We start from the raw sequence: 24,740 nt of genomic DNA on the forward strand, positions 1-24,740 counted from the left end.
AAACCCTGTTATCGCAGCTGCTGCATTAGCCACTTTAAAAGAAGTTACAGAAACCAATTTAATGGCTGAAGCTCTTGAAAAAGAACAACTCATTAGAGAACATCTTCAACATAAACATATAAAAGAAATTAGAGGAAAAGGATTAATGTTAGCAGCAATTGTTGATAATTCTGAAATTGCCAATAGAGTTATCTTAAGCGCTCAAGACCAAGGGTTAATATTATTCTGGCTGCTTTTTCAACCCAAAGCTATCAGAATTACGCCACCACTAACCATCTCAAAAGAAGAAATCATTGAAGGCTGTCAAATAATAACTTCTGTTTTAGACACGATTTAACAACATTACACAAGTTAATCGACTGATTTACAGCATACAAAAACACTGTCAGATGCTAATTTCAGTGTTAATTATTTTGTTAAAAACAAAAACTCAAATCACCTATACCTTTAAACGATAAATGTAAATTTAGATTATTGAATAATTATATAGGACAAGCCTACCAAAACAATTAAAAGGGAGTACCTTAAAATACAGCAATCTGTTTGGTAAACCAAAAGCCTCAATTATTGTGTGAATTTTTAAACCGCTTATGAACTATAGTCCCGAAGACGAAAATTATCCGCTTACTAGGTTCGAATCCATGTTAAAAACAAATGATATTTTGTTTTTTGACTCCAATGAATTTGAAAATATCATTCACCACTATCTCGAAAATGGAAAAATTTCCTTGGCCAAACGTGCAATAAAATTGGGACTAGAGCAACACCCAACTTCGGTTAATCTCAGATTATTTCAGGTAGAAATCTTGATTATTGAAAATAAATTCCCTGAAGCTGATGAAATCTTAGACACACTTCATGATTTAGAACCTAATAATGAAGAAATCTATATTCAAAAAGCAAATGTTCTCTCTAAACAAGACGAGCATGAAAAAGCAATAGAAACACTACTTATTGCCATAGAAATATCTTCTTCACCTGCTGAAGATTCAGATCTTTATGCTTTAATCGGCATGGAATATTTATTTTTAGATCAGTTTGAAAATGCTATTATATATTTTAAAAAATGCCTAGAAACTGATACAACTGATTATTCTGCTTTACACAATATTGTGTATTGCTATGACTTTTTAGATTTAAACGAAGAGGCTATTAGCTATCTCAATAATTTTTTAGATTCTAATCCTTATTGTGAAGTTGCATGGCATCAATTAGGCCGTCAATATTTTACTATAAAAGACTATGAAAGAGCAAATGCTGCTTTTGATTTTGCTATTATTTCTGATGACACTTTTGTTGGAGCATACATTGAAAAAGGAAAAGTTTTAGAAAAGCTTAAACATTACGAAGAAGCTATTGAAAACTACAAAGTAACCTTGGCTTTAGACGAACCTACTTCTTTTGCTTTATTAAGAATAGGTCATTGTTATGAAAAACTTGGACAAGATGATTTGGCATTACAGTTTTTTAAAAAAACTGTAGAAGAAGATGCTTTATTAGATAAAGGTTGGATTGCCATAACGAAGTTCTCCATGAAGCGTTTAAATTACGATAAAGCATTGCAATACATAAAAAAAGCAGTGAATATAGATTGCGAAAACGTATTATATTGGAAGCTCTATGCTACAATCAATAAACGTTTAAATTTTCTTGAAGAAGCAGAGATTGGCTATAAAAAAGCTCTCGAGCTGGGAAATTATGAATTAGACACTTGGTTAGACCGATCTGATATACTAATTGCTTTAGGTGAATATGAAGCTTCTATTTATAATTTAAAACAAGCAGCTGAGTTCTATCCAGAGAATTCTGAAATAGAATACAGGCTTGGTGGTTTATACTTTTCAATGCACCAAATTGATGAAGGACGCTTTCACCTTAAAAATGGCTTAAAACTTAATATAGACTATAGCTTTATCATTTCAGAGTTATTTCCTAAGCTTAATGACAGACCAATGATAAGGGCTATAATTTCAGAATCTAAAAAGGCTTCCAACTAAAAAAATCCCTACCTTAGCTGTTCTTATATTTAGAGAAATGCAAAGACGTTTTTTAGACTATTTTATAATCGCTTTTAAAGGATTGGCAATGGGAGCAGCTGATGTAGTTCCAGGTGTCTCTGGAGGTACAATTGCCTTTATTTCTGGTATCTACGAAGAACTTATTGAAAGCATAGACAAAGTTAATCTTGGAGTTTTTAAAGTTTGGAAAAAACAAGGTTTTAAAACAGCTTGGAAATCAATTAATGGTACTTTCTTATTAGCATTATTTACTGGTATTGGTATTAGTATATTATCTTTAGCTAAATTAATAAAATGGCTTTTGCACAATGAACCTATTTTATTATGGGCATTCTTTTTTGGTTTAGTTTTAGCTAGTATATTATACATAGCTAAACAAATTAAAACATGGTCTGCTAAAATAATTATAGCTATTATTGCTACCTCTATCCTATCCTATTATATAACTCTTGCAGAACCTTTTGCCTCACCAGATAGTCCATTTTATCTATTATTTTGTGGCTTTATTGCCATAATTGCTATGATTTTACCTGGTGTTTCTGGTGCATTTATATTGCTAATTTTAGGTGCCTATCAAACTGCCATTGACACTATTAATAATCTTAGAGATGGTTTAGTTACAGGTAATATGGATTTATTTAAAGATGCGCTTTTAAAATTTGTTTTGCTGGCTATTGGTGCTGCTATAGGTTTAAAAGTGTTTTCTAAAGCTTTAAACTGGATGTTTAAACATCAGAAAAGCTTAACACTAGCCATACTAACTGGTTTTATGATTGGTTCACTAAACAAAATATGGCCTTGGAAAGAAGTATTAAAAACCAGAATTAATTCAGAAGGAGAGGAAGTTACTTTACTCGATAAAAGCATATTACCAACATCTTACGATGGAGATAATCAAATTGTAGTTGCTGCTATTTTTATAATCATAGGATTTGCAACTATTCTTATACTAGAACGTTTAGGAAGTCAAAAAAATAAAGCCTAATGCAAAGTACCAGGCGTTTTAAAGATCGTGTATTTTTAGTCATAAAAGGTTTGGCCATGGGAGCAGCCAATAAAGTTCCTGGTGTTTCTGGTGGAGTTGTTGCTTTTGTTGCAGGTTTTTATGAAGAATTTATTTACTCCTTACAACGTGTTAATAAGACAGCCTTTAAACTTCTTTTTAATCGTCGTTTTAAAAGTTTCTACCAGTACATAAATGGTAAATTTTTAGGACTTCTGTTTTTAGGAATGATAGTAAGTTATTTTAGTGTTTCTAAAATTCTAGATTATCTCATTGTTAATTACGAACTCTATGTATGGAGTGGCTTTTTTGGTATGATTTTAGGCTCTATCTACTACATAAGTAAAGATTTTAAAGCCTGGAACGGCAAAACAATTATAGCTTTAATTCTTGGTGCAGCTTTAGGTATTAGTATTAGCTTTTTAGATCCTGCTAAAGAAAATGACAATCTTTGGTTTGTTTTTTTCTGTGGAATCATTAGTGTTTCTGGTATGACACTTCCAGGCTTTTCTGGCTCGTTTATTTTAATATTATTAGGCAATTATGTCTTACTTCTGGTAGATTCAGTAAATGCATTATACGATACTATTTCAGATATGCTTACAGGAAATTTTGAGTTTATTAAAAACGAAGCTAGAATGCGAATGTTAAAAGTACTTAGTATATTTACACTAGGCTCTGTTACAGGTTTAGTAACCTTTTCGCATGTGCTTAATTATATTTTAAAACACTATAAAAATATTACTCTAGCAACTATTGTAGGTTTTATTATAGGTTCACTTGGAGTGGTTTGGCCATGGAAAGAAACCATATACAAAACAAATAGTGATGGTAGCTTTATTTTAGATTCTACTGGTAAACAAGTCATTGAGAATTATGAACGTTTTTTACCTGAGTTTACTTCCGAAACTTATATCGCAATTGCTTATATTGCCTTAGGAATCCTTATTGTATTAGGATTAGAATGGTATGGGCAACGCACAAGACAAATTAAAGCTTAAATTTGGGCTAGTAGGTAAAAATATTTCCTACTCATTTTCAAGAAGTTATTTTGCAAATAAATTTAATGATGAAGAATTATCGCATTCTTATGTGAATTTTGACATTCAATCTATTGAAGAATTAAATGATATTATCAAAAACACTTCAAACCTAAAAGGCTTAAATGTTACAATTCCTTATAAAGAAGAAGTTATTCCACTATTAGACGACCTTAATAAACGAGCTCGTAAAATAGGTGCTGTAAACACCATTAAAATAACACGCCATCAAAAATTAATTGGATACAACACAGATTATTACGGTTTTAAAAACTCCTTAAAACCTCATCTAAAAAAACATCACAAACGCGCACTTATCCTTGGTACAGGCGGAGCTTCAAAAGCTATTGCTCATGCTCTTAAAAAACTAAAAATTAAATACGATTATGTGTCTAGATCTAAAAAGGAAGGTGTAAAATTTTTGTATTCAGATCTAACCGAAGATATTATTTCTTCATTTAATATTATTATAAATTGCACACCAATAGGCACTTACCCAAAGGTTAATGAATGTCCTGATATTCCTTACGACGCTATAACAGAAAAACATATACTATACGACCTAATATACAACCCACAACAAACTAAATTTCTTAAATGTGGAGATATAAAAGGAGCAACCATAATTAACGGATTAGAGATGCTTAAACTACAAGCCGAAAAATCTTGGAAAATTTGGAATAAGTGACAATAATTATGTAACGCTTTGTAAGTAATAATTAACTATACCTACAAACACACAAACAACTTAGCAACTCTTTAAATCAACAAATAGAGCTATATCTGTATTTACTTTGTAATTCAATGAGTTGTTAGTATCTTTAACCTCATATAAAATTTATTGAAAGATGCTTGAGAATGATAACCTGCAAGAAGCAGAAGGAAAAAAAGAAGTAGAAATAAAAGATTCTACTCCAACAGAACAAACGACACCAAAAGTCGAAGACAACACTACAACTGAAAATGAAGCTATAGTTGAAACTAAAGATGACGTTACTGAAGTGGTTGAAGAAACTACTACAGCAACAGAAAACGTTGTTGAAACAGATTCTGAAATGCATGCTGAGATTGAAGCTTCAAATGCTGAAGATGCTGAAGATGAATCCAATGCAGAACGACACGAAGTTGAAGAAAAAGATTACCATGCCATGTCTATGCAAGATTTGGCTACTGAGTTAAATCGTCTTTTGAAGCATCATAAAATTCAGACCATATCTAAACAGGTTAATCAAATTAAAGCCGAATTTAATGCTAAGTTTAGTCAGTTAATTGATGAGAAAAAAGAAGAGTTTGTTAATGAAGGTGGCAATGAAATAGACTTTTACTACACTGATGATAACAAGAAACTGTTTAATCAACTTTATAAAGATTACAAACAATCTATAAATGCTTACTACAAAGAGCGCGAGCATCAACTAAAACTAAATTTAGAAAATAGATTAGCTATTATAGAAGAAATAAAAGGCCTTCTTTCTGTTGAAGAAAACATGGGAACTACTTATAAAACCTTTAAAGAACTTCAAGAAAAATGGCGTAACGCTGGTCCTATTCCAAGAGACAAGTACAACAATGCTTGGAATACGTATCACCATCATGTAGAACGTTTTTACGACTTCTTGCATCTTAATAACGATTTGCGAGATATGGACTTTAAGCACAATTATGATCAAAAATTAAAGATTATTGAACGTGCTGAAGAACTTGCTGGTGATGATAATATTAATCGTTCATTTAGAGAGTTACAAGTACTACATAAACTCTGGAAAGAAGAGCTAGGACCTGTAGCAAAAGCTCACAGAGAAGAAATTTGGGAACGCTTTAGTAATGCTACTAAAACTATTCATGATAAACGCCAAGCGTATTATGCAGATTTAGACAAAGCCTACGAAAAAAATCTTGAAAAGAAAGAAGAAATCATAGCAAGCATACAAACTATTGCAGACGATAAAGCGAGTTCTCATGGTGCATGGCAAAAGAAAATAAGAGAAGTAGAAGCTCTACGCGAAGCATTTTTTAATGCTGGCAAAGTACCCTTAAAAGTTAATGAAGCTACTTGGGCAAAGTTTAAAGATACTGTAAGAACCTTTAATCGTGGAAAGAACAAATTCTATAAAGATTTAAAGAAAGATCAGTACGAAAACCTTCAAAAGAAAAGAGAACTGATTAAAATTGCTGAAGAAAATAAAGATAGTGAGGACTTTGCTGTTGTTACTCCTTTAATGAAAAAAATACAAAGCGATTGGAAAAAAATTGGTCATGTACCAAGACGAGACAGCGATAAAGTTTGGAAGGAATTTAAAGATGCCTGCAATCACTATTTTGATAAAATGCATGCACATCGTAAAGCCGAAAATCAACATTTGTATGATGCTTTTGATAAAAAAGTAAAATTACTAGACGAGTTAAAAGCTATTGAATTTAGTGGTGATAACAAAGCAGATGTAGAAACTTTAAAAACCCGAATTGCAGATTGGAAAGCAATAGGTTACGTTCCTCAAAATAAGCGTTATATTGATGGCAAGTTCTATAAAGCAATAGATGAAGCTTTCGATAAGCTAAAAATGGAAAAGTCTAAGCTAGAGATGGTGAAATTTGAAAGCAAATTAGAGAATTTTGCTAACAATGATAATGATACCAGATTACTAGATAACGAACAAAACTTTATCCGTAAGAAAATTGGAGAAGTACAATCTGAAATTACTCAACTAGAAAATAATTTGCAGTTTTTCACAAATGTAGACTCTGACAATCCACTAGTTAAAGATGTTCATAAAAACATTGCAAAGCACAAAAAAGAGCTAGATACTTGGAAAGCGAAGTTGACTAAAATTCGCGGAATGTATTCTTAAAATCAAGAATTTAATACCTTAACATACAAAACCCATCTGTTATTTACAGATGGGTTTTGTCCTAACTAAACTAAATTAACCTTAATTACAACCGCTATATAATAATTAAGATTCTACTAAGATTATAAAAACGTTTTGTTTTTATATATAATAGTTACGTGAGAAATTTCTGTTTGGATGTTTAGCTTTAGACTTTTAGAATTTTTTAACAAAATGTATCACACTGAGCTTGTCGAATTGAAAGATAAAACAGTTTCGATTAATAAGGAGATTCCTGCTTTTGCTTCGCAGTAATGACAAAAATCACAACAATTTTGCCTCTTCCCAAAAAACATCCATTTCAGTCAAGGTCATATCTTTAAGAGGCTTATTTAATTCCTTAGATTTACTTTCTAAATACTGAAAACGTTTGATGAATTTTTTATTAGTACGCTCAAGCGCATTTTCAGGATTTACTTTAAGGAAACGCGCATAATTTATCATAGAAAATAACACATCACCAAACTCACTCTCAATAGCATCTTGATTACCTTTTGCTATTTCAGATCTTAACTCAGTGAGCTCCTCTTCTACCTTTTCAAAAACTTGTTCTGGCTTTTCCCAATCAAAACCTACTCCTGCCACTTTATCTTGTATACGATTGGCTTTTACCATAGCTGGCAAACTTTTGGGCACACCTTCTAGCACACTTTTCTTACCTTCTTTAAGCTTTAATTGCTCCCAATTACGCTTAACTTCTTCTTCGTTTTCAACTTTTACATCTGCATATATATGAGGATGACGCTCAACCAATTTATCACAGATACTATGGCATACATCAGCAATGTCAAAATCTTTAGTCTCGCTTGCTATTTTAGAATAGAAAATGATATGTAACAGCACATCTCCTAGCTCTTTTTTAACCTCATCAAGATCTCTATCTAATATGGCATCTCCAAGTTCGTAAACTTCTTCAATGGTTAAATGACGTAAAGATTCCATGGTTTGTTTTTTATCCCAAGGACATTGCTCACGCAACTCATCCATAATAACTAACAAACGCTCAAAAGCTTTAAGTTGTGCAGTTTTATTTGACATTGATTATATTCCTAATATGAATAAAACAAAGAAAATTACCAATCCGAGTGAACTTTGAGACTTTAGTAAACTCTATCTAATAATTTCACTCGAAAGACATTTTTTGTTTATTCTTCTTCGTCTGTTGTTGTATTAGACGAAGTATTCTCCTCAGATTCTAAAGCGTCTAAAAGACTATTCTTTTGGAGTAAGTTATACCACTGAATTACTTTTTTAATATCTGAAGGGTAAACACGATCTTCGTCATAATCTGGCAATACATCAAAAAAGTATTCTTCTAAAGCATCTTTACCGTCTTTGTGACTTATAGATGTTTGTTCACCGTTTTCTTTATCCTTTACTTTTTTAAGTACATCTTTTAAAGGTACTTCTTCAGTTAAGGTATAAATAGCAATCTCACTTAAAATACTGATGTTGCTATGTGCTCCAACAGTAATACGTTTATTATCTAATAACGATTGTACTACAGCACCTGTTCTGGTTTGCGTTACAATTTCATATAATCCTGGCTTACCAGAAATAGCTAAAATCTTTTCTAAACTCATAATATTCTTTTTGTAGGCTAAGCGCAGTCTAAGCCTTTTAGTATCCTATAAGCATCTACCCTTAGACTGCATTCTGGGCAATACTTTTGTTTATTTATTAACGTTTTTTGCTCATTGCAGGAAAACGCATTTTATAATCTACTCTTATTTTTCCTTTAGAAATGTTGGTCAACTTTCCTTTTATTAAACGCTTTTTAAACGACGAAAGTTTGTCGGTAAACAAAATACCTTCAATATGATCGTATTCATGTTGAATAACTCTGGCAACTAAACCATCGTATTCTTCAACATGTGTTTCAAAATTCTCATCCTGATATTGAATCTTAATTTTTGGTTGTCTAAAAACATCTTCTCTTACATCTGGAATACTTAAACACCCTTCATTAAAAGCCCATTCATCACCATTTTCTTCTAAAATCTGCGCGTTTATAAATGTCTTTTTAAATCCTTTTAATTGTGCTCTTTCTTTTTCAGAAAGATCTTCATCTTCAGAAAAAGGATCTGTGTCTACCAAAAACAAACGAATAGGTAAACCAATCTGTGGTGCAGCTAAACCAACACCATAAGCACCATACATGGTCTCGTACATATTTGCAATAAGCTCATCTAATTTTGGATAATCTTTATCAATATCTTTTGCTTTTTTCTTAAGTACGGCATCTCCATATGCAACAATTGGTAATATCATAATCTGTTTATTTTCGGGTGCAAAAATATCAAATACAAAGAATAAAAAGTCAAATTTCAAAAACTAAATTCTAAATATCTAAATACACCACATTCAATAATACTACAATAAATGGCATCTAAAATTGAATATCTTTCAATATATCTCTTATATCTAACTATTGACTACTGAGATAACTTTGTAATATTAGTGTAGCGCTTATTTCGTCTATTAAAGCTTTATTCTGTCGTTGCTTTTTCTTTAACCCACTATCTATCATGGTTTGAAATGCCATCTTTGAAGTAAAACGCTCATCGACACGTTCAACAGGAATATGAGGAATTGCTTTGGCTAATTTTTCTAAAAACTTCTGAATATGTATTTCACTCTCAGATGCTGTATTGTCCATTTGTTTTGGCTCACCAACAACAAATTTTTCAACTTGTTCTTTTGCTATATAATCCTTTAAAAATTGAAGTAAGTCTTTGGTTTCAACAGTTGTTAAGCCAGATGCTATAATTTGCATTTCATCTGTAACAGCTAAACCTGTTCTTTTGGTTCCAAAATCTAAAGCTAATATTCTTCCCATTTTGCAAAGATAATGTAATAAAAAACGCTTCTCACAAAAAAGAAGCGTTTTCAAAAATTAGCTATTAATTAAGTCTATGATTTTTTTTACCCTCTATAAAATAAATCACGTTAATTATATCTTTTAGACACCTAAAATCATTTTGGTCACATTTTCTTACAAAAAGCATCTGAAAAAATTAACTTCTTTTTATTCAGGCACTATAGCTACAAAAGAAAACTTCTCTATTTAACTGGGGAGAGAAGTTTTCTAAATTAGCTATTAATTAAATTCTCAGATAAACTTATTAAGGATAAATTATCATCGTATTTAACATTTATAAGACACACCCTTTGTTTATAAGTCACAATTTTCAAAAAATATTTCCCGTAAATCTATTATCGACTTATCTTTGATAATAAAAATTTCTATCCTTTAAATATGAAAGAATTACAACCTATAATAGAACGTGCTTGGGAAGATCGTTCGCTATTAAAAAATGAAACAACAATAAATGCTATAAGACAAGTTATAGATCTTATTGATACTGGAAACTTACGTGTTGCCGAACCAATAGCTGGTGGATGGCAAGTTAATGAGTGGGTAAAAAAAGCTGTTGTTTTATATTTTCCTATTCAAAAAATGGAAACTTTTGAAGTTGGCATTTTTGAGTACCACGACAAGATTCCTTTAAAACGCAACTATGAAGAAAAAGGTATTAGAGTAGTTCCTCATGCTGTTGCAAGACATGGCGCATATATTTCTAAAGGTGTAATAATGATGCCTAGCTATGTAAATATTGGTGCTTATGTTGATGAAGGCACAATGGTAGACACTTGGGCAACGGTAGGTAGTTGTGCACAGATTGGTAAAAATGTACATCTTTCTGGTGGTGTTGGTATTGGTGGTGTTTTAGAACCTTTACAAGCTGCACCTGTAATTATTGAAGATGGTGCTTTTATTGGTAGCCGCTGTATTGTTGTAGAAGGTGTACGTATAGAAAAAGAAGCTGTACTAGGTGCTAATGTTGTACTAACTATGAGTACAAAAATCATTGATGTAACTGGAGATGAACCTGTTGAGACCAAAGGTGTTGTACCTGCACGATCTGTGGTAATTCCTGGAAGCTACACTAAGAAATTTGCTGCTGGTGAGTACCAAGTACCTTGTGCATTAATTATAGGTAAACGTAAAGACAGTACAGACAAAAAAACATCTTTGAATGATGCTCTTAGAGAATATGATGTTGCGGTTTAAGTTTTAATTGTATTTATATTAACTTTACTAAAATATCTAATCCAATGCGTCGCTTCTTTTTAAGGCATTTGCGTAAAATGCGTTTTTTACCACCAAAATTCTATGCTAAAGTTCATTACGAATACTTTTCTGGTAAAAAACTAAACTTAGACAATCCTGTAGATTTTAATGCTAAAATTGAATGGTACAAGGTTTATTTTAGACCTAAGATTTTAAATGCTTTAGTAGATAAATACGCTGTAAGATCTTATGTGAAAGATAAAATTGGCGAACAATATTTAAATGAGCTTTATGCCGTTTATGATGATCCTGAAAAAATAGACTTTGATGCTCTACCTAACAAATTTGTTATAAAAGCCAATCATACCAACGGTCATAATATCATTGTAAGCAACAAAGCACAGCTCAATCAAAAAAAAGTAATTAATAAGTTTAAAAAATGGTTAACTAAAAACCAATACTATAGAAGAGGGCAAGAATGGGCTTATAAAGATGTTGAACCAAAAATAGTGATTGAAAAATTTCTAAAAGAAGACGGTAAAAGCACTTTAGCAGACTATAAATTTTATTGCTTTAATGGCGAACCAAAGTTTATAGATGTACATTTAGACAGAGAAGAAGACCACAAACAAGGCTGTTTTGATTTAGAATTTAACCGCCTTCCTTTTGGAAAAAGTAAAACCTATAAGAGTATTTCTACAGAACTAGAAAAACCAACCAATCTTAATGAAATGGTTGAATTGTCGAGAAAATTATCTGAAAACTTACCATTTGTTAGAGTAGATTTTTACTCTGTAAACGGAAAATCTGTATTTGGTGAGTTAACATTTTACCCTTCAGATGCAAGAAAACAATTTTACCCTGAAGAATACAATAAAATTATTGGAGATTATTTTAAGTTACCACCTCTTAAAAATGGTAATAAAGTTATCACAGAATTTATCACTAATTAAGGTCTAAATGAGTAAAACTGAAAAACACCCTATAGACGCTGTTATCCTTTGGGTAGATGGTAATGATGAAAAACATCGTGATAAGATGTTGCCTTATTTAGAAGATAAATCTAAAGTGAACTCTAAACGCTTTAGAACACGTTACGATCAAGTTAATGAAATTAAATATACGATTGATTCTATTTTAAAACATGCTTCTTTTATTAGAAACATCTTCATTATTACTGACGAGCAAACACCTTATTTTTTAAGCGAAAACAAAGAAAACAGCACTTATAAAAAGGTACAAATTGTTGATCATAAAACCATTTTCAAAGATTATGAAGAACATCTACCTACTTTTAATTGTAGACCTATAGAAACCTGCATGCATCGCATACCTGATTTGGCAGAGCATTTTATCTATTTTAATGATGATTTCTTTTTAATTAACAAGGTAAAGCCAGGAGATTTCTTTCAAGGCGGTTTACCAATTCTTAGAGGTCGTTGGTTAAAGTTTCCTGAAAATAAATTTAAAAATAAATTTAAAAAGCCAAGAATTGGTCATAAGCACGCACAGCAATTAGGAGCTAGAATTTTAGGTTTTAAGAAGTATTATAATTTTAGACATACTCCTCACCCACTCAGAAAATCAACATTTAAAAATTATTTTGAAGCACATCCAAAAATCTTTTTAGAAAACATCAAATACCGTTTTAGAAATCCAAAACAATTTACACCTCAAGGCTTTGCTTATCATCTTGAAATTAAAAACAAAACCTGCATTTTACAAAAGGATTTACAACTCTTATATTTTAGATCATACAAAAAATCTTTGTATTGGTATAAGTATAAATTAAATGTTAGAGCAAAAAGAAGATTATTCCTCGGATTACAAAGTTTAGACCGTGCACCAAAACCAATTTTAGATTATATTTTAGGTTGGTTAGAAAAACGAACCTCCTAATCTCTTCTTAAAAAATCTCTTTGATCTTTCAAACTATCAAAATACCATCTGGTAAAAGTTCGGTCAACTTTCTTTTTAGAAAAATAATGAAACCAATCGGCTAATGGAAAAAAGTCTCTATGGCCAATACCATCAATAATAATAAGTTCAATAGAATTATTATTTTTTAGCTTACAGCAAATATTTCTGGAGCGTAAATCTCTAGTAAACACCTTATATTTAGTCATGTGCTGTTTTAAGTCACTCAAAGCAGATTCTATTTGTTCATCAGGTACTACTTTACTTTCCATAAGGTAATATTCTAAGGTTTTAGAAATATTACCTGTAGTTTCGTCACGTACCAAATCAAAAACTTGCCCTAAACCTAAATTGGTTTTTACTTCGTTATGAAAATCGGAATAAAACGGATATTGATACTTGGCTTTATTTCGCCTAGAAAGCTTTTTAAAGTATAATAGCTCTTTATTGGTATAAGCTCTAGTGGTTTCTGGTCTTGGAATTTTAATACATAAATTTTTATCCTCAGGATGCTCATAACAGAATCTTATCTCACCTTCTCCTATGTAATGCTTGTCTTCCAACTGTATCATAAAAACAAAATTAACTCTAATAATTAATCGAGCAAAGCTTTATCTATTTATTACTTAATAAGCTATTTTATTACTCCATTAATAACTTTATCTTTGAGCACATTAAAAAAATCATGTCAGTATAAAACCGATGTATATTCGGTCTAATACCTAAAATAATAATATAAACAGATGAAAATAATAATACTTGCAGCTGGTATAGGATCTCGATTAGGAAACCCATTTCCAAAACCACTAACTCCTTTAAAAAATGGTAAGAGTATTATGAAAATGCAAACCGATAATATTTCTTCGCGCTACGATATTGACGATATTAACGTTGTGGTTGGCTTTAAGAAGAATTTAATTATGGAGCGTTTTCCTGAGTTAACTTATGTTTATAATCCGTTTTTTGATAGGACTAACACCTCTAAAAGTTTATTACAAGCTCTAAAAAAGCACAAAGACAAATCTGTACTTTGGTTTAATGGCGATGTTGTTTTTGATGTTAATCTGCTAGACATTTTAGATCCTTACGTACAAGCTAATGAATCTTTTGTTGCCGTTAATACGAGTAAAGTTGCTGAAGAAGAAGTAAAGTACACACTAAAGGATGGTTATATTAATGAGCTTTCTAAAACCGTAAAAAATGGTTTAGGTGAAGCTGTTGGTATAAATTTTATCTCTTCAAATGATATTAAAACGTTTATCGCACGCTTAGAAGAATGTGATGCTAATGATTATTTTGAACGCGGTTTAGAAATAGCCATAGAAAAAGATAACTTAAAAATACAAGCTGTAGATATTTCTAAATACAATTGTATGGAAATAGATTTTGTTGAAGATCTTAATGAAGTAAACAAGACATTATAATGAAGGTTGTACTTTTCTGCTTAAACAATTACGCCTTTGCAATCTTAAACCCAATTAAAGAGGTTTTAGTAGAAAAGAATCATGATTTTATTTGGTTTGTTGCTCCAAAAATTAGAAATAATTTTCCTTACAACTCAGAGCCTAATACATCCTCTATTAAAGATATAAAAGCTTATAAAAGCGATGTTATTTTTGCACCTGGCAATGAAGTCCCATATTTTTTAAGAGGTTTAAAAACTCAAATTTTTCATGGTTTAGCTGGCGAAAAAAAAGGACATTTTAGAATACGTCAATATTTTGATTTGTATTTAACCCAAGGACCATATTTCACTAACAGGTTTAATGAATTAAAAGAGGAACACAAAGATTTTGATGTTATTGAAACTGGCTGGCCAAAGTTAGACATGTATTTTAAAAACCTTGATGAGCTTGCCGTTGAAAAGGAAAAGTTAAAGACAGAACATAACGCTAAAACTATTATTCTTTACGCACCTACGTTTTCTCCTAAACTAACCTCTGCTCCTCACCTGCTAGAAGAAATTAAAAAACTTTCTGATGAGAAAAACCACCTCATCCTTTTAAAATTTCATCCATTAATGGCTGAAGAATGGGTAGAAAAATATAAGCAACTAGCTAACAACACAAATAATATTATTTACCAGAATGAAAAGGACATTACTAAATTCCTAATCATGGCAGACTTAATAATAAGTGATACATCTTCAGTTGTGTATGAATTTTTGTTATTAGACAAGCCTGCAATAACATTTAATAGTATTTCGGGTAATATTGTTTGGAAAGATTTAAAAACCTATCAAAATTTAAGCGAGGAAGTTTTAGACACCTTAAAAAATGATACTCGTGCCGATTTACGAAAAAGCATAATACAAGATTATCACCCATATAATGATGGTAAATCTGCATTACGAATGGTAGAAGCTGTGGAAACCTATCTAAAAACCCATAAAGTCCCTGAAAAACGTAAAATATCTACCTTTAGAAAATTAAAGACACATTACAAATTGCTATCAAAAAAGACCTATTAGGTATTTAAAATCTTAAAATGATAAAGTTTTCAGGAGTCATAATAACCTATAATGAAGAGCGCTACATTGAAACGTGTTTAAAGTCTTTAATCAATGTTGTAGATGAAATTATTGTTGTAGATTCATTTTCTACAGATAACACTAAAGCTATCTGCGAAAAATATAATGTAGTATTTATAGAACAAGAATTTTTGGGTTACATAGAACAAAAAAATTTCGCACTTAGTAAAGCTTCTAACGACTACGTAGTTTCATTAGATGGTGACGAATCTCTTTCAGAAACGCTTCAACAATCAATTATTGCATTAAAAAGCAACTGGCAAAAAGATGGTTACTATTGCAATCGTTTTAATAACTTTTGTGGGCAATGGATAAAACATTCAGATTGGTATCCTAATAAAAAATTACGTGTTTTTGATAAACGCAAATCAACTTGGAAAGGAATTAATCCGCATGACGAAATTGCTGTATCCACAAATAAAGTTGGTCATTTAAAAGGTGATATTTTGCATCTAACTTACCAAACGTATTCTGAGTTTAATTTAAAAACTGAGCATTTTTCTTCTATCTCAGCTGAATCCTATTACAAACTTGGCAAAAAAGCTCCAATAATTAAATTATTCTGGAATCCAACATGGGCTTTTTTCAAAGCTTACATATTAAGAAGAGGTTTTTTAGACGGATTTAATGGTTTTATGATTTGCTACCAAACTGGCCATTTAACATTTTTAAAGTATGCTAAATTGAGAGCATTGTATAAAAAGAATAGAAAAAGTTAGTTACTTTTTTAAACGCTTTTTTAGTTTTTTCTTTCTATCAACAATTGCTCTAAATGCTTTTACCTCTGTCCACATAGCATTAAACACCTCTTCATAAGATTTATTAATACACTTTGCGTATTCATCGCTCATAATCTCAACCATGTGTTTATATTTAGATAAACGTGCAAAATTTTTCATACGACTCTCAAAATCCATTGAACCAAATTTCATTCGATTTAAATCTACTAAAGCAAAATCATAACCATTATTGGTTTTTGTAATTAATGTATTACCTGGTGAGTGGTCTAAGAACTCAACACCTTTTTCATGTAACTGAAAGGTGAACCTTGTAAACTGGCGCAGAATATTATCATAATCGTCATATTCAAAATCATTAATTAACTCTCGATAGGTTAAATCGCACTCTAATTGCTGACTGATATAATAACTCTTTCTAAATAAAAAAAACGATGAAAACTCGTAATACGCAATAGGATCTGGTGTGCCAATCCCTAATGCTTTTAACTTTAGAGCATATTCGAATGAACGTTGTGCTTTACTTTTTCTAAAAAATTTATAAGCTATTTGATTAAATATATTCGGAATCTTAAACGATTTAATATTTACTAAGAGATCATCTTTAGAAAATAGTTTAAGTGAATTTCTTTTTTGATTTCCAAAAGGTGTTCCTTTAGTATCAAAATGAAAAATACAATCATCTAAAAAATCCTTGTACGTCTTGTAATCCGAATTAATCTTGTAATGCATACTGCAAAATTACAATTAGTTTTGTTCTTTTAGCAAGAATTGATTTTAAAAGATTGAGCATCTATTGTATCTTTGCTGAACCATTTTAAAGGGTATAATGAATCACATACAAGCTCTAAAGCATCCTATTTTTAAGATTATTTCGCAATCTGCTGAAGAACTACAGCTCAGCTGTTTTGTTATTGGTGGGTTTGTACGAGATTACTTATTACAACGAGGCAATGCAAAAGATATCGATGTTGTTGCTGTTGGTAGTGGCATTGAATTAGCAAAACAAGTATCTAAAAACCTACCTAATCAACCAAAAGTACAAGTCTTTAAAACTTATGGTACTGCCATGCTGCGTTACGACGACATTGAAATTGAATTTGTTGGAGCACGCAAAGAGAGCTATAACGAAGACAGTAGAAACCCTATTGTAGAAAATGGCACCTTAGAAGATGACCAAAATCGACGCGATTTTACCATTAACGCACTAGCCCTAAGTCTTAACACTTCAAATTTTGGTGAGCTTTTAGATCCTTTTAATGGTGTAATAGATTTAGATAAAGGCATTATTCGTACACCTTTAAATCCAGATATTACGTATAGTGATGATCCTCTACGCATGATGCGTGCCATTCGTTTTGCAACTCAACTCAATTTTAAAATAGAAGAAGCATCTTTAAAAGCTATTACTGCCAATAAGGATAGAATTAAGATTATTACAAAAGAACGTATTGTTACAGAGCTTCATAAAATCCTTGAAAGTAGCAAACCCTCTATTGGCTTTATCCTCTTAGAAAAAACAGGACTTCTCAATTATATTTTGCCAGAGTTAATGGCTTTAAAAGGCATTGATGAAATAGAAGGTCAACGCCATAAAGACAACTTCTATCATACTCTAGAAGTTGTAGATAATATTGCAAAAACTACAGATAATTTATGGTTGCGCTGGGCAGCTTTATTGCACGATATTGGTAAAGCACCCACAAAAAAGTTTCATAAAAAAAATGGTTGGACATTTCATGCTCATGAATTTCTAGGTTCAAAAATGGTGTACAAACTTTTTAAGCGTTTAAAAATGCCATTAAATGACAAAATGAAATTTGTGCAGAAAATGGTGCTGATGAGTTCTAGGCCAATTGTGTTAGCTACTGAAGTTACAGATTCTGCAGTAAGGCGTTTGGTTTTTGATGCTGGTGATTATGTAGATGACCTTATGACGCTTTGCGAAGCAGACATCACTACCAAGAATCCTAAAAAGTTTAAAAAATATCATAATAACTTTAAATTAGTTAGAGATAAAATTGTTGAAGTTGAAGAGCGTGATCGTATTCGTAATTTTCAACCTCCAATATCTGGCGAAGAGATAATAAAAGCTTTTAATTTAAAACCTTCAAGAGAAATTGGAATCATAAAAGAAGCTATTAAAGAAGCTATTTTAGACGGAGAAATTCCTAATGAACATGAAGCTGCTTATAAACTGATGTTAGAAAAAGGGAAAGCTTTAGGGTTAACGATTCACACCTAAAAGATTTTATTCTAAAAAATTATATATACAAAATAAAAAACTATACTAACAAATTTCCTTTTTAAATGGAAAGGTTTAGAAATAGCTTATGAAAAAAAATAACAAAGCCGTTATATACTGGCTACTTACAGGTTGTATTTTAATATTCATTATGGTTATTGTTGGTGGTATTACTAGATTAACACATTCTGGTTTATCAATTTCAAACTATAAATTGATATCTGGCACAATTCCGCCAATGAACGAAGTAGAATGGAACGAGGCATTTGATTTATACAAACAATATCCGGAGTATCAAAAACTCAACTATGGCATGTCTTTAGAAGAGTTTAAAGACATTTACTTTTGGGAATGGATACATCGTGTTATAGGTCGTTTTATAGGCATGGTGTTTATCATCCCTTTCATTTATTTTTTAATCAGAAAACGACTCAGCAAATCCACAATTACAAAGTCGGTTATTCTCCTAATTATGGGTGGCTTTCAGGGCTTTTTAGGATGGTATATGGTAAAAAGTGGTTTGGTTGACAGACCAGATGTAAGCCATTACAGATTAGCGGCTCATCTAACCACAGCATTTCTCACATTTGCTTATACTTTTTGGGTAGCATTAGACTTAATGTTTCCTGATAAAAAAGTCATCGATAAAAAGTTGCGCAATTTTATACGATTGGGCTTAGTTGTTTTGGTCATTCAAATTATTTATGGAGCTTTTGTAGCAGGATTAGATGCTGGCTGGATTCATAACCATTGGCCATTAATGAGCGAAGGTAAATTTATTCACGAAACCGTTTATACAGAGCAAAACCCAATGTATCTCAATTTTATAGAAGGTAAAAGTGGAGTACAATTTGTGCATAGAACTTTGGCTTTTGTTGTTGCTATTCTTATTCTAGCGATATGGCAAAAAACATCTCGACTTAATTTAACCAACTTACAAAAAAAAGGAGTCAATAGCTTGTTGATTATTGTTGGTTTTCAGTTTTTACTCGGAGTTTTAACCCTTATGCTTGCCGTACCTGTTTGGCTAGGTGTTTTGCATCAAGTTGGAGCATTTATATTATTGAGTAGTATGGTTTTCACATTGCATCGATTTAGTAAATAGGAATGAGGAAAATTACTAAATGCATAAACAACTCGACAGATTAACGAAAAAACTTTTAAACATACACGACTAAACAACTCCACGCATAAATACATCAATACCTAATACCTAATACCTAATTTAAACTTTTCAAATAATGAAATTTAGGTTTTGGGAATTGAAATTAGTAAACCATATCTTTGCAACATGATTTATAGATTTAGAGTTATCTTAGACAACGATACAGAAGACGATGTGTTTCGCGATTTAGAAATTCGTGAAACAGACACCATGGAAGATTTGCATAACATTATTACACAATCCTTTGGTTTTGATGGTTTGGAAATGGCTTCATTTTACATTAGTGATGAGCAATGGAATCAAGGAGAAGAGATTGCTATGTTCGATATGAGCGAAGCCGGAAACAAAGTTAAAATGATGAGTACAACAATTATAAAAGATGTAGCTCATGAAGCATCACCAAAACTTATCTATGTCTATGACTTTATGAATATGTGGACTTTTTATGTTGAACTTGCTGAAATTGTAGAAGAAGCTCAAGGTACAGATTACCCTAATTTAATGTTTGTACATGGCCAAATACCAGATGAAGCACCAGAAAAAATGTTCGAAGCCGATAAAGAGGAAACTCTCAATGAATTTGAAGATGACATAGATCTAGATGATTACAATAATTTAGACTTTGACGAAAACTGGAATTAACAATAACTTACACACCATAAAAAGCATCAATTTTGATGCTTTTTTTATTTTCATGTAACAAAAAAAGAAGTCTCTCGTCTTACTAACACAACCAATTTATGTCAAACTAATACACTTAGCTTATCTAAGGATTAATTTGACTTCTTTATCAATTAAAACCAATCATATCTTGGAGCCAATCCTTACAATCAACAATCTCACAAAAAAATTTGGCTATGTAACAGCCGTAAAAGATTTGAGTTTTACCATTAACAAAGGAAACGTTTATGGTATATTAGGACCTAACGGAAGCGGTAAATCTACCACCTTAGGTATTGTATTAAATGTAGTTAATAAAACTAATGGAGATTTTCATTGGTTTGATGGTAACACCTCAACACACAATGCTTTAAAACAAGTTGGTGCCATTATAGAACGTCCTAACTTTTACCCTTATATGACTGCAGAACAAAACTTAAAATTAGTCTGTAGAATAAAAGGTGTAGATTATAGTAAAATTGAAGAAAAGCTAGAAGTTGTTGGATTATTAGACAGAAAAGATCATAAGTTTAGAACTTATTCTTTAGGTATGAAACAGCGTTTAGCCATTGCCTCTGCACTACTAAATGATCCTGAAATTTTAATTTTAGATGAGCCAACCAATGGTTTAGACCCTCAAGGAATTCATCAAATTAGAGAAATCATTAAAAATATTGCAGCAAATGGCACTACAATACTTTTAGCATCACATCTTTTAGATGAAGTTGAAAAAGTCTGCACACATGTTGTGGTATTACGAAAAGGAGAAAAATTATATTCAGGTCGTGTCGATGAAATGATAAGCAGCCATGGTTTTTTCGAATTAAAAACTGAAAAACACAATGAGTTAATTTCTATACTTAAAACCGATTCAAATTTTGGAAAACTAAAAATTGAAGATGATTTAATTACTGCATTTCTAAATGAACCAATGTCGGCTTCAGATTTTAATCAAATGATGTTCAATAGAGGTATTTTATTATCGCATTTGGTAAAACGAAAAGAAAGCCTAGAGGAACAATTCTTACAGTTAACTGACAATACAGAAACCAATCAAGAAATAGCTAAATTAGGCTAAAATCTACTAAAACCAATCAAAAAAACATGTTACGTCTCATACAATTAGAACTTCAAAAACTTTGGCTTAATAAAGTTAGTCGCATACTCATATTTGTATCCTTTATATTACCATTCACTGTACTTGTCTTATCTTCAATTAAGATCAATTTCTTTGGTTTTTTCACCTTAGAGCTAGGTGAATTAGGCATTTTTAATTTTCCTATAATTTGGCATATCACAACCTTTTTTGCCTCTTATTTTAAATTTTTCTTTGCTATTGTTGTGGTTAGTATGATAGGCAATGAGTATAGCAACAAAACACTTAAACAGAATCTTATAGATGGATTAAGCAAAAAGGAATTTATATTATCAAAGTTTTATACCATTGTCTTCTTTTCTTTATGTGCCACTATTTTAATTGGTGTAGCATCATTTTTTATAGGATTATATTACTCCAGTTACACAGAGGCTTCCATCATTTTTAGAGAAGTTGAATTTTTGCTAGCATATTTTGTAAAACTTGTAGGATTCTTTAGCTTATGTTTATTCTTTGGAATGTTATTAAAGCGATCTGCATTTGCATTAGGTTTCTTATTTGTTTTGTACATTTTTGAATGGTTAATATTTTGGGGAGCTTATGAAATTTTAGGTAATTCAGACAGTGCCTTTAAAGTAAAAAATGTACTGCCTTTAGAATCTATGTACAAGCTTATAGATCAGCCAATACAACGTATTGTGATGACCAAATTTCCAGAGAAAACCGATATCGCTTATGATTATGCCGTACATTGGTATGAAATTGTAATTGTATTAGGTTGGTCAGCTCTTTTTATCTTTTTATCTTATCAATTATTAAAAAAGAGAGATTTATAGTAGCTTTGATGTAATTGCTATGTAGGTTTAACATTAAGATTAGGAGTTTTTACGTTCTAATTGTTATATTGTTATGCTGTACTTGTAATACACTTCAAGCTTCTATGAAAAAGAAATACGCCTTATTATTTGCATTATTTTGTTGTGTTGTTGCTTTTGCACAAGAAGAAACTACAAATTGGGCTTTTGGTAACAATGCTGGTCTTAATTTTGACCTAATTACTGGAGATGTTATACCTGTTACCTCTTCTATAAATACTTCAGAAGGTTGCTCGTCTATTTCTGATGAAAATGGTGTTCTACAATTCTACACAGATGGACGTACTGTTTGGGATAGACAAAATAATATTATGCCTAATGCCAATTACTTTGGAGGCACAGGTTTGCTTGGAGATCCATCAAGTACCTCTTCTGGAGTAATTATACCTCACCCAACAAATAACAACTTGTATTATATCTTTACTGTAGATGAGCCACATCACAATAACGCTTGGGCATCACCTAATCAAGGTCCTGCAGACCAAAATGGAAATCCTTTAAATTTTTACGAAGAAACTTTCGGAGACTTTCAATCTATACCAAACGATGACGACGGCTTTAATAATGGTTTTAATTACTCATTAGTAGATATGACCTTAAATGGTGGATTAGGAGATGTTGTAGCCACTGAAAAAAATGTACACCTCATAACATACGACACCTCTCAACAAGATCAAGTGTTGTATAAATGTGCAGAAAAAATAACTGCTGTTCAAGGAGCTGATTGTGAAACCATGTGGGTGATTACTCAATTTGTTGATACTTTTTATGCATTTAAAATAGAGGCTAGTGGTTTTAATGATTTAAATCCTGTTACTTCAACTTTGACACCTTCCATTACTACCCAAGGATATAGACGCAACGGTATTGGTTATATGAAATCTTCACCTGATGGTACTAAGATTGCAGTGTGCCATGCTCAAAACAGCACTCTACCTAGTGACGATAATGCAAACCAAAGTTCTGGTAGTTTTTGGCTTTATGATTTTGATAATGAAACTGGTGTAGTAAGTAATCCTGTAAATTTAGTATCTAACAATTCGTGTTACGGCCTAGAGTTTTCGGCTGATTCTAAAAAGGTATATGTTACAAATAGAAATATTGTAAGACAATTTGATTTAGAAAATAATAATACAGAAACCGTAGTATATCAGCAAGCTCCAAATACAGGATTTATTTCCTCAATGCAGTTAGCACCCAATAATAAAATATATGTCTGCAATAATATAAACACAAACAGTTTGGATGTTATTGAACAACCAAGTGAAGCCGGATTAGCATGTACATATAACGTTAATGGCCAACCATTAGCCGCTGGATCTAGCTCAACTCTGGGCTTACCACCATTTATTACATCATTTCTTGGTTCTGAAATAGACATAATCAGAAACGGCATTAGTACCTCAGAGTTAAGCTTATGTACTGGAGATAATTACATTTTACAAGCTGATGACATTTCTGGTGCTGACTATGTATGGTCTTTTGATGGCAATCCTATTTCTGGTAACAACCAAGCGCAACTATTAATAGATGCTCCAGGTTTTTACGAAGTTTATATAGAACCCAACAATGGAGATTGCCCTATTGAAGGTAGTGCAGTTGTTGGAGTTTTTGATATACCTGTAGCAAATCCTGTGTCTAACGCAATAGCTTGTGACGATTCTGGAAACGATGGCATTTTTGAAAATTTCGATTTCACAAATAAAAATGGTGAAGCGTTGTTAATGCAAGATGCTTCACAATATAATGTACGCTATTTTGAAAATATAGATGACGCTAATAATCTTGAAAATGAAATCACCTTTCCTTATAGCAATATAAATAACCCAGATAATATCATTTATGTAAGAGTAGATAATGCCGATAATACCAATTGCTATGATTTGACTTCTTTTGAGCTTGAAGTGTTTAACACTCCACAAATCGTTCAGCTTAATAATATCGAATTTTGTGATAATGAAGGTGATCCAATAGATGGAATAGCCACAGTAGAGTTAGGAGATTTAATCCCAAATATTAGAGGTGCTCAAGATGAAAATGATACGCGTATTACATTTCATCCAACGCAAGATGATGCCAATAATAATACAGCGGAATTGCCTCTAACTTATACCACAACAAGTGAGACCATTTTTGTTAGAATAGAAAACACAAACAATACGGAATGTTACAGCACTGGTAATTTTCAATTAACGGTTAATGATACACCTATAGCTAATAATATATCTATTATACAATGCGATGAAGATGGCATACCTGAAGGATTCACAACTTTTAATATTGATTTGTTTACTAATGATGTGGTAAATAATGAGGAAAACAGACATGTTACCTATCATCTTTCTTTAGAAGATGCAGAAAACGATGAGAATGAAATTAATGCCAATGCTTTTGAAAATTTCTTTAATCCTCAGATTGTTTATGCTAGAGTGACTAATACCAACACAGGTTGTGTGAATTTTAGTGAAGTCTCTCTTGAAGTCAGTACAAC

At 31.4% G+C, this 24,740-nt stretch carries 23 protein-coding genes and 1 pseudogene; 18 read left to right on the forward strand and 6 right to left on the reverse strand.

Going from position 1 to position 24,740, the window contains the following annotated elements:
- The 6 genes from N4A42_RS10575 to N4A42_RS10600 form a co-directional block, all read left to right on the forward strand.
- Positions 1-337 (forward strand): aminotransferase class III-fold pyridoxal phosphate-dependent enzyme (locus N4A42_RS10575; RefSeq protein ID WP_294073736.1); only part of this gene is annotated, 337 nt, incomplete at its 5' end.
- Positions 338-590: 253 nt separating this feature from the next.
- A complete protein-coding gene (locus N4A42_RS10580) occupies positions 591-1,997 on the forward strand; it encodes a tetratricopeptide repeat protein (RefSeq protein WP_294073738.1) in 1,407 nt (468 codons plus the stop codon).
- A gap of 37 nt (positions 1,998-2,034) precedes the next feature.
- Positions 2,035-3,003, forward strand: coding sequence for a DUF368 domain-containing protein (locus tag N4A42_RS10585; RefSeq protein ID WP_294073740.1), 969 nt, complete (start codon positions 2,035-2,037; stop codon positions 3,001-3,003).
- On the forward strand, positions 3,003-4,022 hold the full coding sequence (locus N4A42_RS10590) for a DUF368 domain-containing protein (RefSeq protein WP_294073742.1): 1,020 nt from the start codon (positions 3,003-3,005) through the stop codon (positions 4,020-4,022). The genes N4A42_RS10585 and N4A42_RS10590 overlap by 1 nt, the downstream gene beginning before the upstream one ends.
- Entirely contained in the window at positions 3,991-4,749 is a 759-nt protein-coding gene (locus N4A42_RS10595) for a shikimate dehydrogenase (protein ID WP_294073744.1), read from the forward strand. The genes N4A42_RS10590 and N4A42_RS10595 overlap by 32 nt, the downstream gene beginning before the upstream one ends.
- A gap of 160 nt (positions 4,750-4,909) precedes the next feature.
- Positions 4,910-6,910: a DUF349 domain-containing protein gene (locus tag N4A42_RS10600; RefSeq protein WP_294073746.1), complete on the forward strand. Its 2,001-nt coding sequence runs from the start codon at positions 4,910-4,912 to the stop codon at positions 6,908-6,910.
- A gap of 303 nt (positions 6,911-7,213) precedes the next feature.
- On the opposite strand, the gene mazG is transcribed toward N4A42_RS10600, so the two are convergent.
- The 4 genes from mazG to ruvX all read right to left on the reverse strand — a co-directional run bounded on the left by mazG (position 7,214) and on the right by ruvX (position 9,788).
- Positions 7,214-7,987 (reverse strand): nucleoside triphosphate pyrophosphohydrolase, encoded by a 774-nt coding sequence (mazG, locus tag N4A42_RS10605; RefSeq protein WP_294073748.1) that lies wholly within the window; start codon positions 7,985-7,987, stop codon positions 7,214-7,216.
- 107 nt (positions 7,988-8,094) lie between these two features.
- Positions 8,095-8,532 carry a DUF5606 domain-containing protein gene (locus N4A42_RS10610; RefSeq protein WP_294073750.1) on the reverse strand — a complete coding sequence of 146 codons (438 nt, stop codon included), beginning with the start codon at positions 8,530-8,532 and terminating at the stop codon, positions 8,095-8,097.
- Between the two features lie 97 nt (positions 8,533-8,629).
- Positions 8,630-9,220 carry a peptide deformylase gene (def, locus tag N4A42_RS10615; protein WP_294073752.1) on the reverse strand — a complete coding sequence of 197 codons (591 nt, stop codon included), beginning with the start codon at positions 9,218-9,220 and terminating at the stop codon, positions 8,630-8,632.
- A gap of 157 nt (positions 9,221-9,377) precedes the next feature.
- On the reverse strand, positions 9,378-9,788 hold the full coding sequence (gene ruvX / locus N4A42_RS10620) for a Holliday junction resolvase RuvX (protein ID WP_294073754.1): 411 nt from the start codon (positions 9,786-9,788) through the stop codon (positions 9,378-9,380).
- A 420-nt stretch (positions 9,789-10,208) separates the two neighbouring features.
- Between ruvX and N4A42_RS10625 the strand changes: the two genes are divergently transcribed.
- The 3 genes from N4A42_RS10625 to N4A42_RS10635 are packed head-to-tail and all read left to right on the forward strand — an operon-like array spanning position 10,209 to position 12,923.
- Positions 10,209-11,024 carry a 2,3,4,5-tetrahydropyridine-2,6-dicarboxylate N-succinyltransferase gene (locus tag N4A42_RS10625; RefSeq protein WP_294073756.1) on the forward strand — a complete coding sequence of 272 codons (816 nt, stop codon included), beginning with the start codon at positions 10,209-10,211 and terminating at the stop codon, positions 11,022-11,024.
- 44 nt (positions 11,025-11,068) lie between these two features.
- Entirely contained in the window at positions 11,069-11,977 is a 909-nt protein-coding gene (locus tag N4A42_RS10630) for an ATP-grasp fold amidoligase family protein (RefSeq protein ID WP_294073758.1), read from the forward strand.
- Between the two features lie 7 nt (positions 11,978-11,984).
- On the forward strand, positions 11,985-12,923 hold the full coding sequence (locus N4A42_RS10635) for a stealth family protein (RefSeq protein WP_294073760.1): 939 nt from the start codon (positions 11,985-11,987) through the stop codon (positions 12,921-12,923).
- Here N4A42_RS10635 and N4A42_RS10640 read toward each other — a convergent pair.
- A complete protein-coding gene (locus N4A42_RS10640) occupies positions 12,920-13,513 on the reverse strand; it encodes a YrbL family protein (protein WP_294073762.1) in 594 nt (197 codons plus the stop codon). The genes N4A42_RS10635 and N4A42_RS10640 overlap by 4 nt on opposite strands.
- A gap of 171 nt (positions 13,514-13,684) precedes the next feature.
- On the opposite strand from N4A42_RS10640, the gene N4A42_RS10645 reads away from it, so the two are divergent.
- From N4A42_RS10645 to N4A42_RS10655, 3 genes are read left to right on the forward strand one after another with little or no spacing between them, the layout of a single operon-like run.
- A complete protein-coding gene (locus N4A42_RS10645; RefSeq protein ID WP_294073764.1) occupies positions 13,685-14,365 on the forward strand; it encodes a phosphocholine cytidylyltransferase family protein in 681 nt (226 codons plus the stop codon).
- Positions 14,365-15,411 (forward strand): CDP-glycerol glycerophosphotransferase family protein, encoded by a 1,047-nt coding sequence (locus tag N4A42_RS10650; RefSeq protein ID WP_294073766.1) that lies wholly within the window; start codon positions 14,365-14,367, stop codon positions 15,409-15,411. Before N4A42_RS10645 ends, N4A42_RS10650 begins: the two co-directional genes overlap by 1 nt.
- 17 nt (positions 15,412-15,428) lie before the next feature.
- Positions 15,429-16,190: a glycosyltransferase family 2 protein gene (locus tag N4A42_RS10655; protein ID WP_294073768.1), complete on the forward strand. Its 762-nt coding sequence runs from the start codon at positions 15,429-15,431 to the stop codon at positions 16,188-16,190.
- On the opposite strand, the gene N4A42_RS10660 is transcribed toward N4A42_RS10655, so the two are convergent.
- A complete protein-coding gene (locus N4A42_RS10660; RefSeq protein WP_294073770.1) occupies positions 16,191-16,940 on the reverse strand; it encodes a lipopolysaccharide kinase InaA family protein in 750 nt (249 codons plus the stop codon). It abuts the gene before it with no gap.
- A 97-nt stretch (positions 16,941-17,037) separates the two neighbouring features.
- On the opposite strand from N4A42_RS10660, the gene N4A42_RS10665 reads away from it, so the two are divergent.
- The 6 genes and pseudogenes from N4A42_RS10665 to N4A42_RS10690 all read left to right on the forward strand — a co-directional run.
- Complete coding sequence (locus tag N4A42_RS10665; RefSeq protein ID WP_294073772.1) at positions 17,038-18,453, forward strand: HD domain-containing protein; 1,416 nt, start codon at positions 17,038-17,040, stop codon at positions 18,451-18,453.
- A gap of 88 nt (positions 18,454-18,541) precedes the next feature.
- Complete coding sequence (locus N4A42_RS10670) at positions 18,542-19,558, forward strand: COX15/CtaA family protein (RefSeq protein ID WP_294073774.1); 1,017 nt, start codon at positions 18,542-18,544, stop codon at positions 19,556-19,558.
- Between the two features lie 186 nt (positions 19,559-19,744).
- The gene (locus N4A42_RS10675; RefSeq protein WP_294073776.1) at positions 19,745-20,260 is read left to right on the forward strand and encodes a hypothetical protein; all 516 of its coding nucleotides are present in this window, start codon (positions 19,745-19,747) and stop codon (positions 20,258-20,260) included.
- Positions 20,261-20,429: 169 nt separating this feature from the next.
- On the forward strand, positions 20,430-21,356 hold the full coding sequence (locus N4A42_RS10680; RefSeq protein WP_294073778.1) for an ABC transporter ATP-binding protein: 927 nt from the start codon (positions 20,430-20,432) through the stop codon (positions 21,354-21,356).
- Between the two features lie 26 nt (positions 21,357-21,382).
- On the forward strand, positions 21,383-22,210 hold the full coding sequence (locus N4A42_RS10685; protein WP_294073780.1) for an ABC transporter permease subunit: 828 nt from the start codon (positions 21,383-21,385) through the stop codon (positions 22,208-22,210).
- A gap of 104 nt (positions 22,211-22,314) precedes the next feature.
- Positions 22,315-24,740, forward strand: a pseudogene (locus N4A42_RS10690) (CUB protein); the annotation flags it as partial.

The organism is Winogradskyella sp. (genome assembly GCF_025210595.1).
Classification (GTDB): domain Bacteria; phylum Bacteroidota; class Bacteroidia; order Flavobacteriales; family Flavobacteriaceae; genus Winogradskyella.

Coding starts and splice junctions, on each gene's coding strand:
- N4A42_RS10645 (WP_294073764.1), top strand. CDS start 13,685: ATGAAAATAATAATACTTGCAGCTGGTATAGGATCTCGATTAGGAAAC.
- N4A42_RS10685 (WP_294073780.1), top strand. CDS start 21,383: ATGTTACGTCTCATACAATTAGAACTTCAAAAACTTTGGCTTAATAAA.
- N4A42_RS10640 (WP_294073762.1), bottom strand. CDS start 13,513: ATGATACAGTTGGAAGACAAGCATTACATAGGAGAAGGTGAGATAAGA.
- def (WP_294073752.1), bottom strand. CDS start 9,220: ATGATATTACCAATTGTTGCATATGGAGATGCCGTACTTAAGAAAAAA.
- ruvX (WP_294073754.1), bottom strand. CDS start 9,788: ATGGGAAGAATATTAGCTTTAGATTTTGGAACCAAAAGAACAGGTTTA.
- N4A42_RS10660 (WP_294073770.1), bottom strand. CDS start 16,940: ATGCATTACAAGATTAATTCGGATTACAAGACGTACAAGGATTTTTTA.
- N4A42_RS10595 (WP_294073744.1), top strand. CDS start 3,991: ATGGGCAACGCACAAGACAAATTAAAGCTTAAATTTGGGCTAGTAGGT.
- N4A42_RS10665 (WP_294073772.1), top strand. CDS start 17,038: ATGAATCACATACAAGCTCTAAAGCATCCTATTTTTAAGATTATTTCG.
- N4A42_RS10625 (WP_294073756.1), top strand. CDS start 10,209: ATGAAAGAATTACAACCTATAATAGAACGTGCTTGGGAAGATCGTTCG.
- N4A42_RS10580 (WP_294073738.1), top strand. CDS start 591: ATGAACTATAGTCCCGAAGACGAAAATTATCCGCTTACTAGGTTCGAA.
- N4A42_RS10600 (WP_294073746.1), top strand. CDS start 4,910: ATGCTTGAGAATGATAACCTGCAAGAAGCAGAAGGAAAAAAAGAAGTA.
- N4A42_RS10670 (WP_294073774.1), top strand. CDS start 18,542: ATGAAAAAAAATAACAAAGCCGTTATATACTGGCTACTTACAGGTTGT.
- N4A42_RS10655 (WP_294073768.1), top strand. CDS start 15,429: ATGATAAAGTTTTCAGGAGTCATAATAACCTATAATGAAGAGCGCTAC.
- N4A42_RS10630 (WP_294073758.1), top strand. CDS start 11,069: ATGCGTCGCTTCTTTTTAAGGCATTTGCGTAAAATGCGTTTTTTACCA.
- N4A42_RS10635 (WP_294073760.1), top strand. CDS start 11,985: ATGAGTAAAACTGAAAAACACCCTATAGACGCTGTTATCCTTTGGGTA.
- N4A42_RS10610 (WP_294073750.1), bottom strand. CDS start 8,532: ATGAGTTTAGAAAAGATTTTAGCTATTTCTGGTAAGCCAGGATTATAT.
- N4A42_RS10585 (WP_294073740.1), top strand. CDS start 2,035: ATGCAAAGACGTTTTTTAGACTATTTTATAATCGCTTTTAAAGGATTG.
- N4A42_RS10650 (WP_294073766.1), top strand. CDS start 14,365: ATGAAGGTTGTACTTTTCTGCTTAAACAATTACGCCTTTGCAATCTTA.
- N4A42_RS10590 (WP_294073742.1), top strand. CDS start 3,003: ATGCAAAGTACCAGGCGTTTTAAAGATCGTGTATTTTTAGTCATAAAA.
- N4A42_RS10675 (WP_294073776.1), top strand. CDS start 19,745: ATGATTTATAGATTTAGAGTTATCTTAGACAACGATACAGAAGACGAT.
- mazG (WP_294073748.1), bottom strand. CDS start 7,987: ATGTCAAATAAAACTGCACAACTTAAAGCTTTTGAGCGTTTGTTAGTT.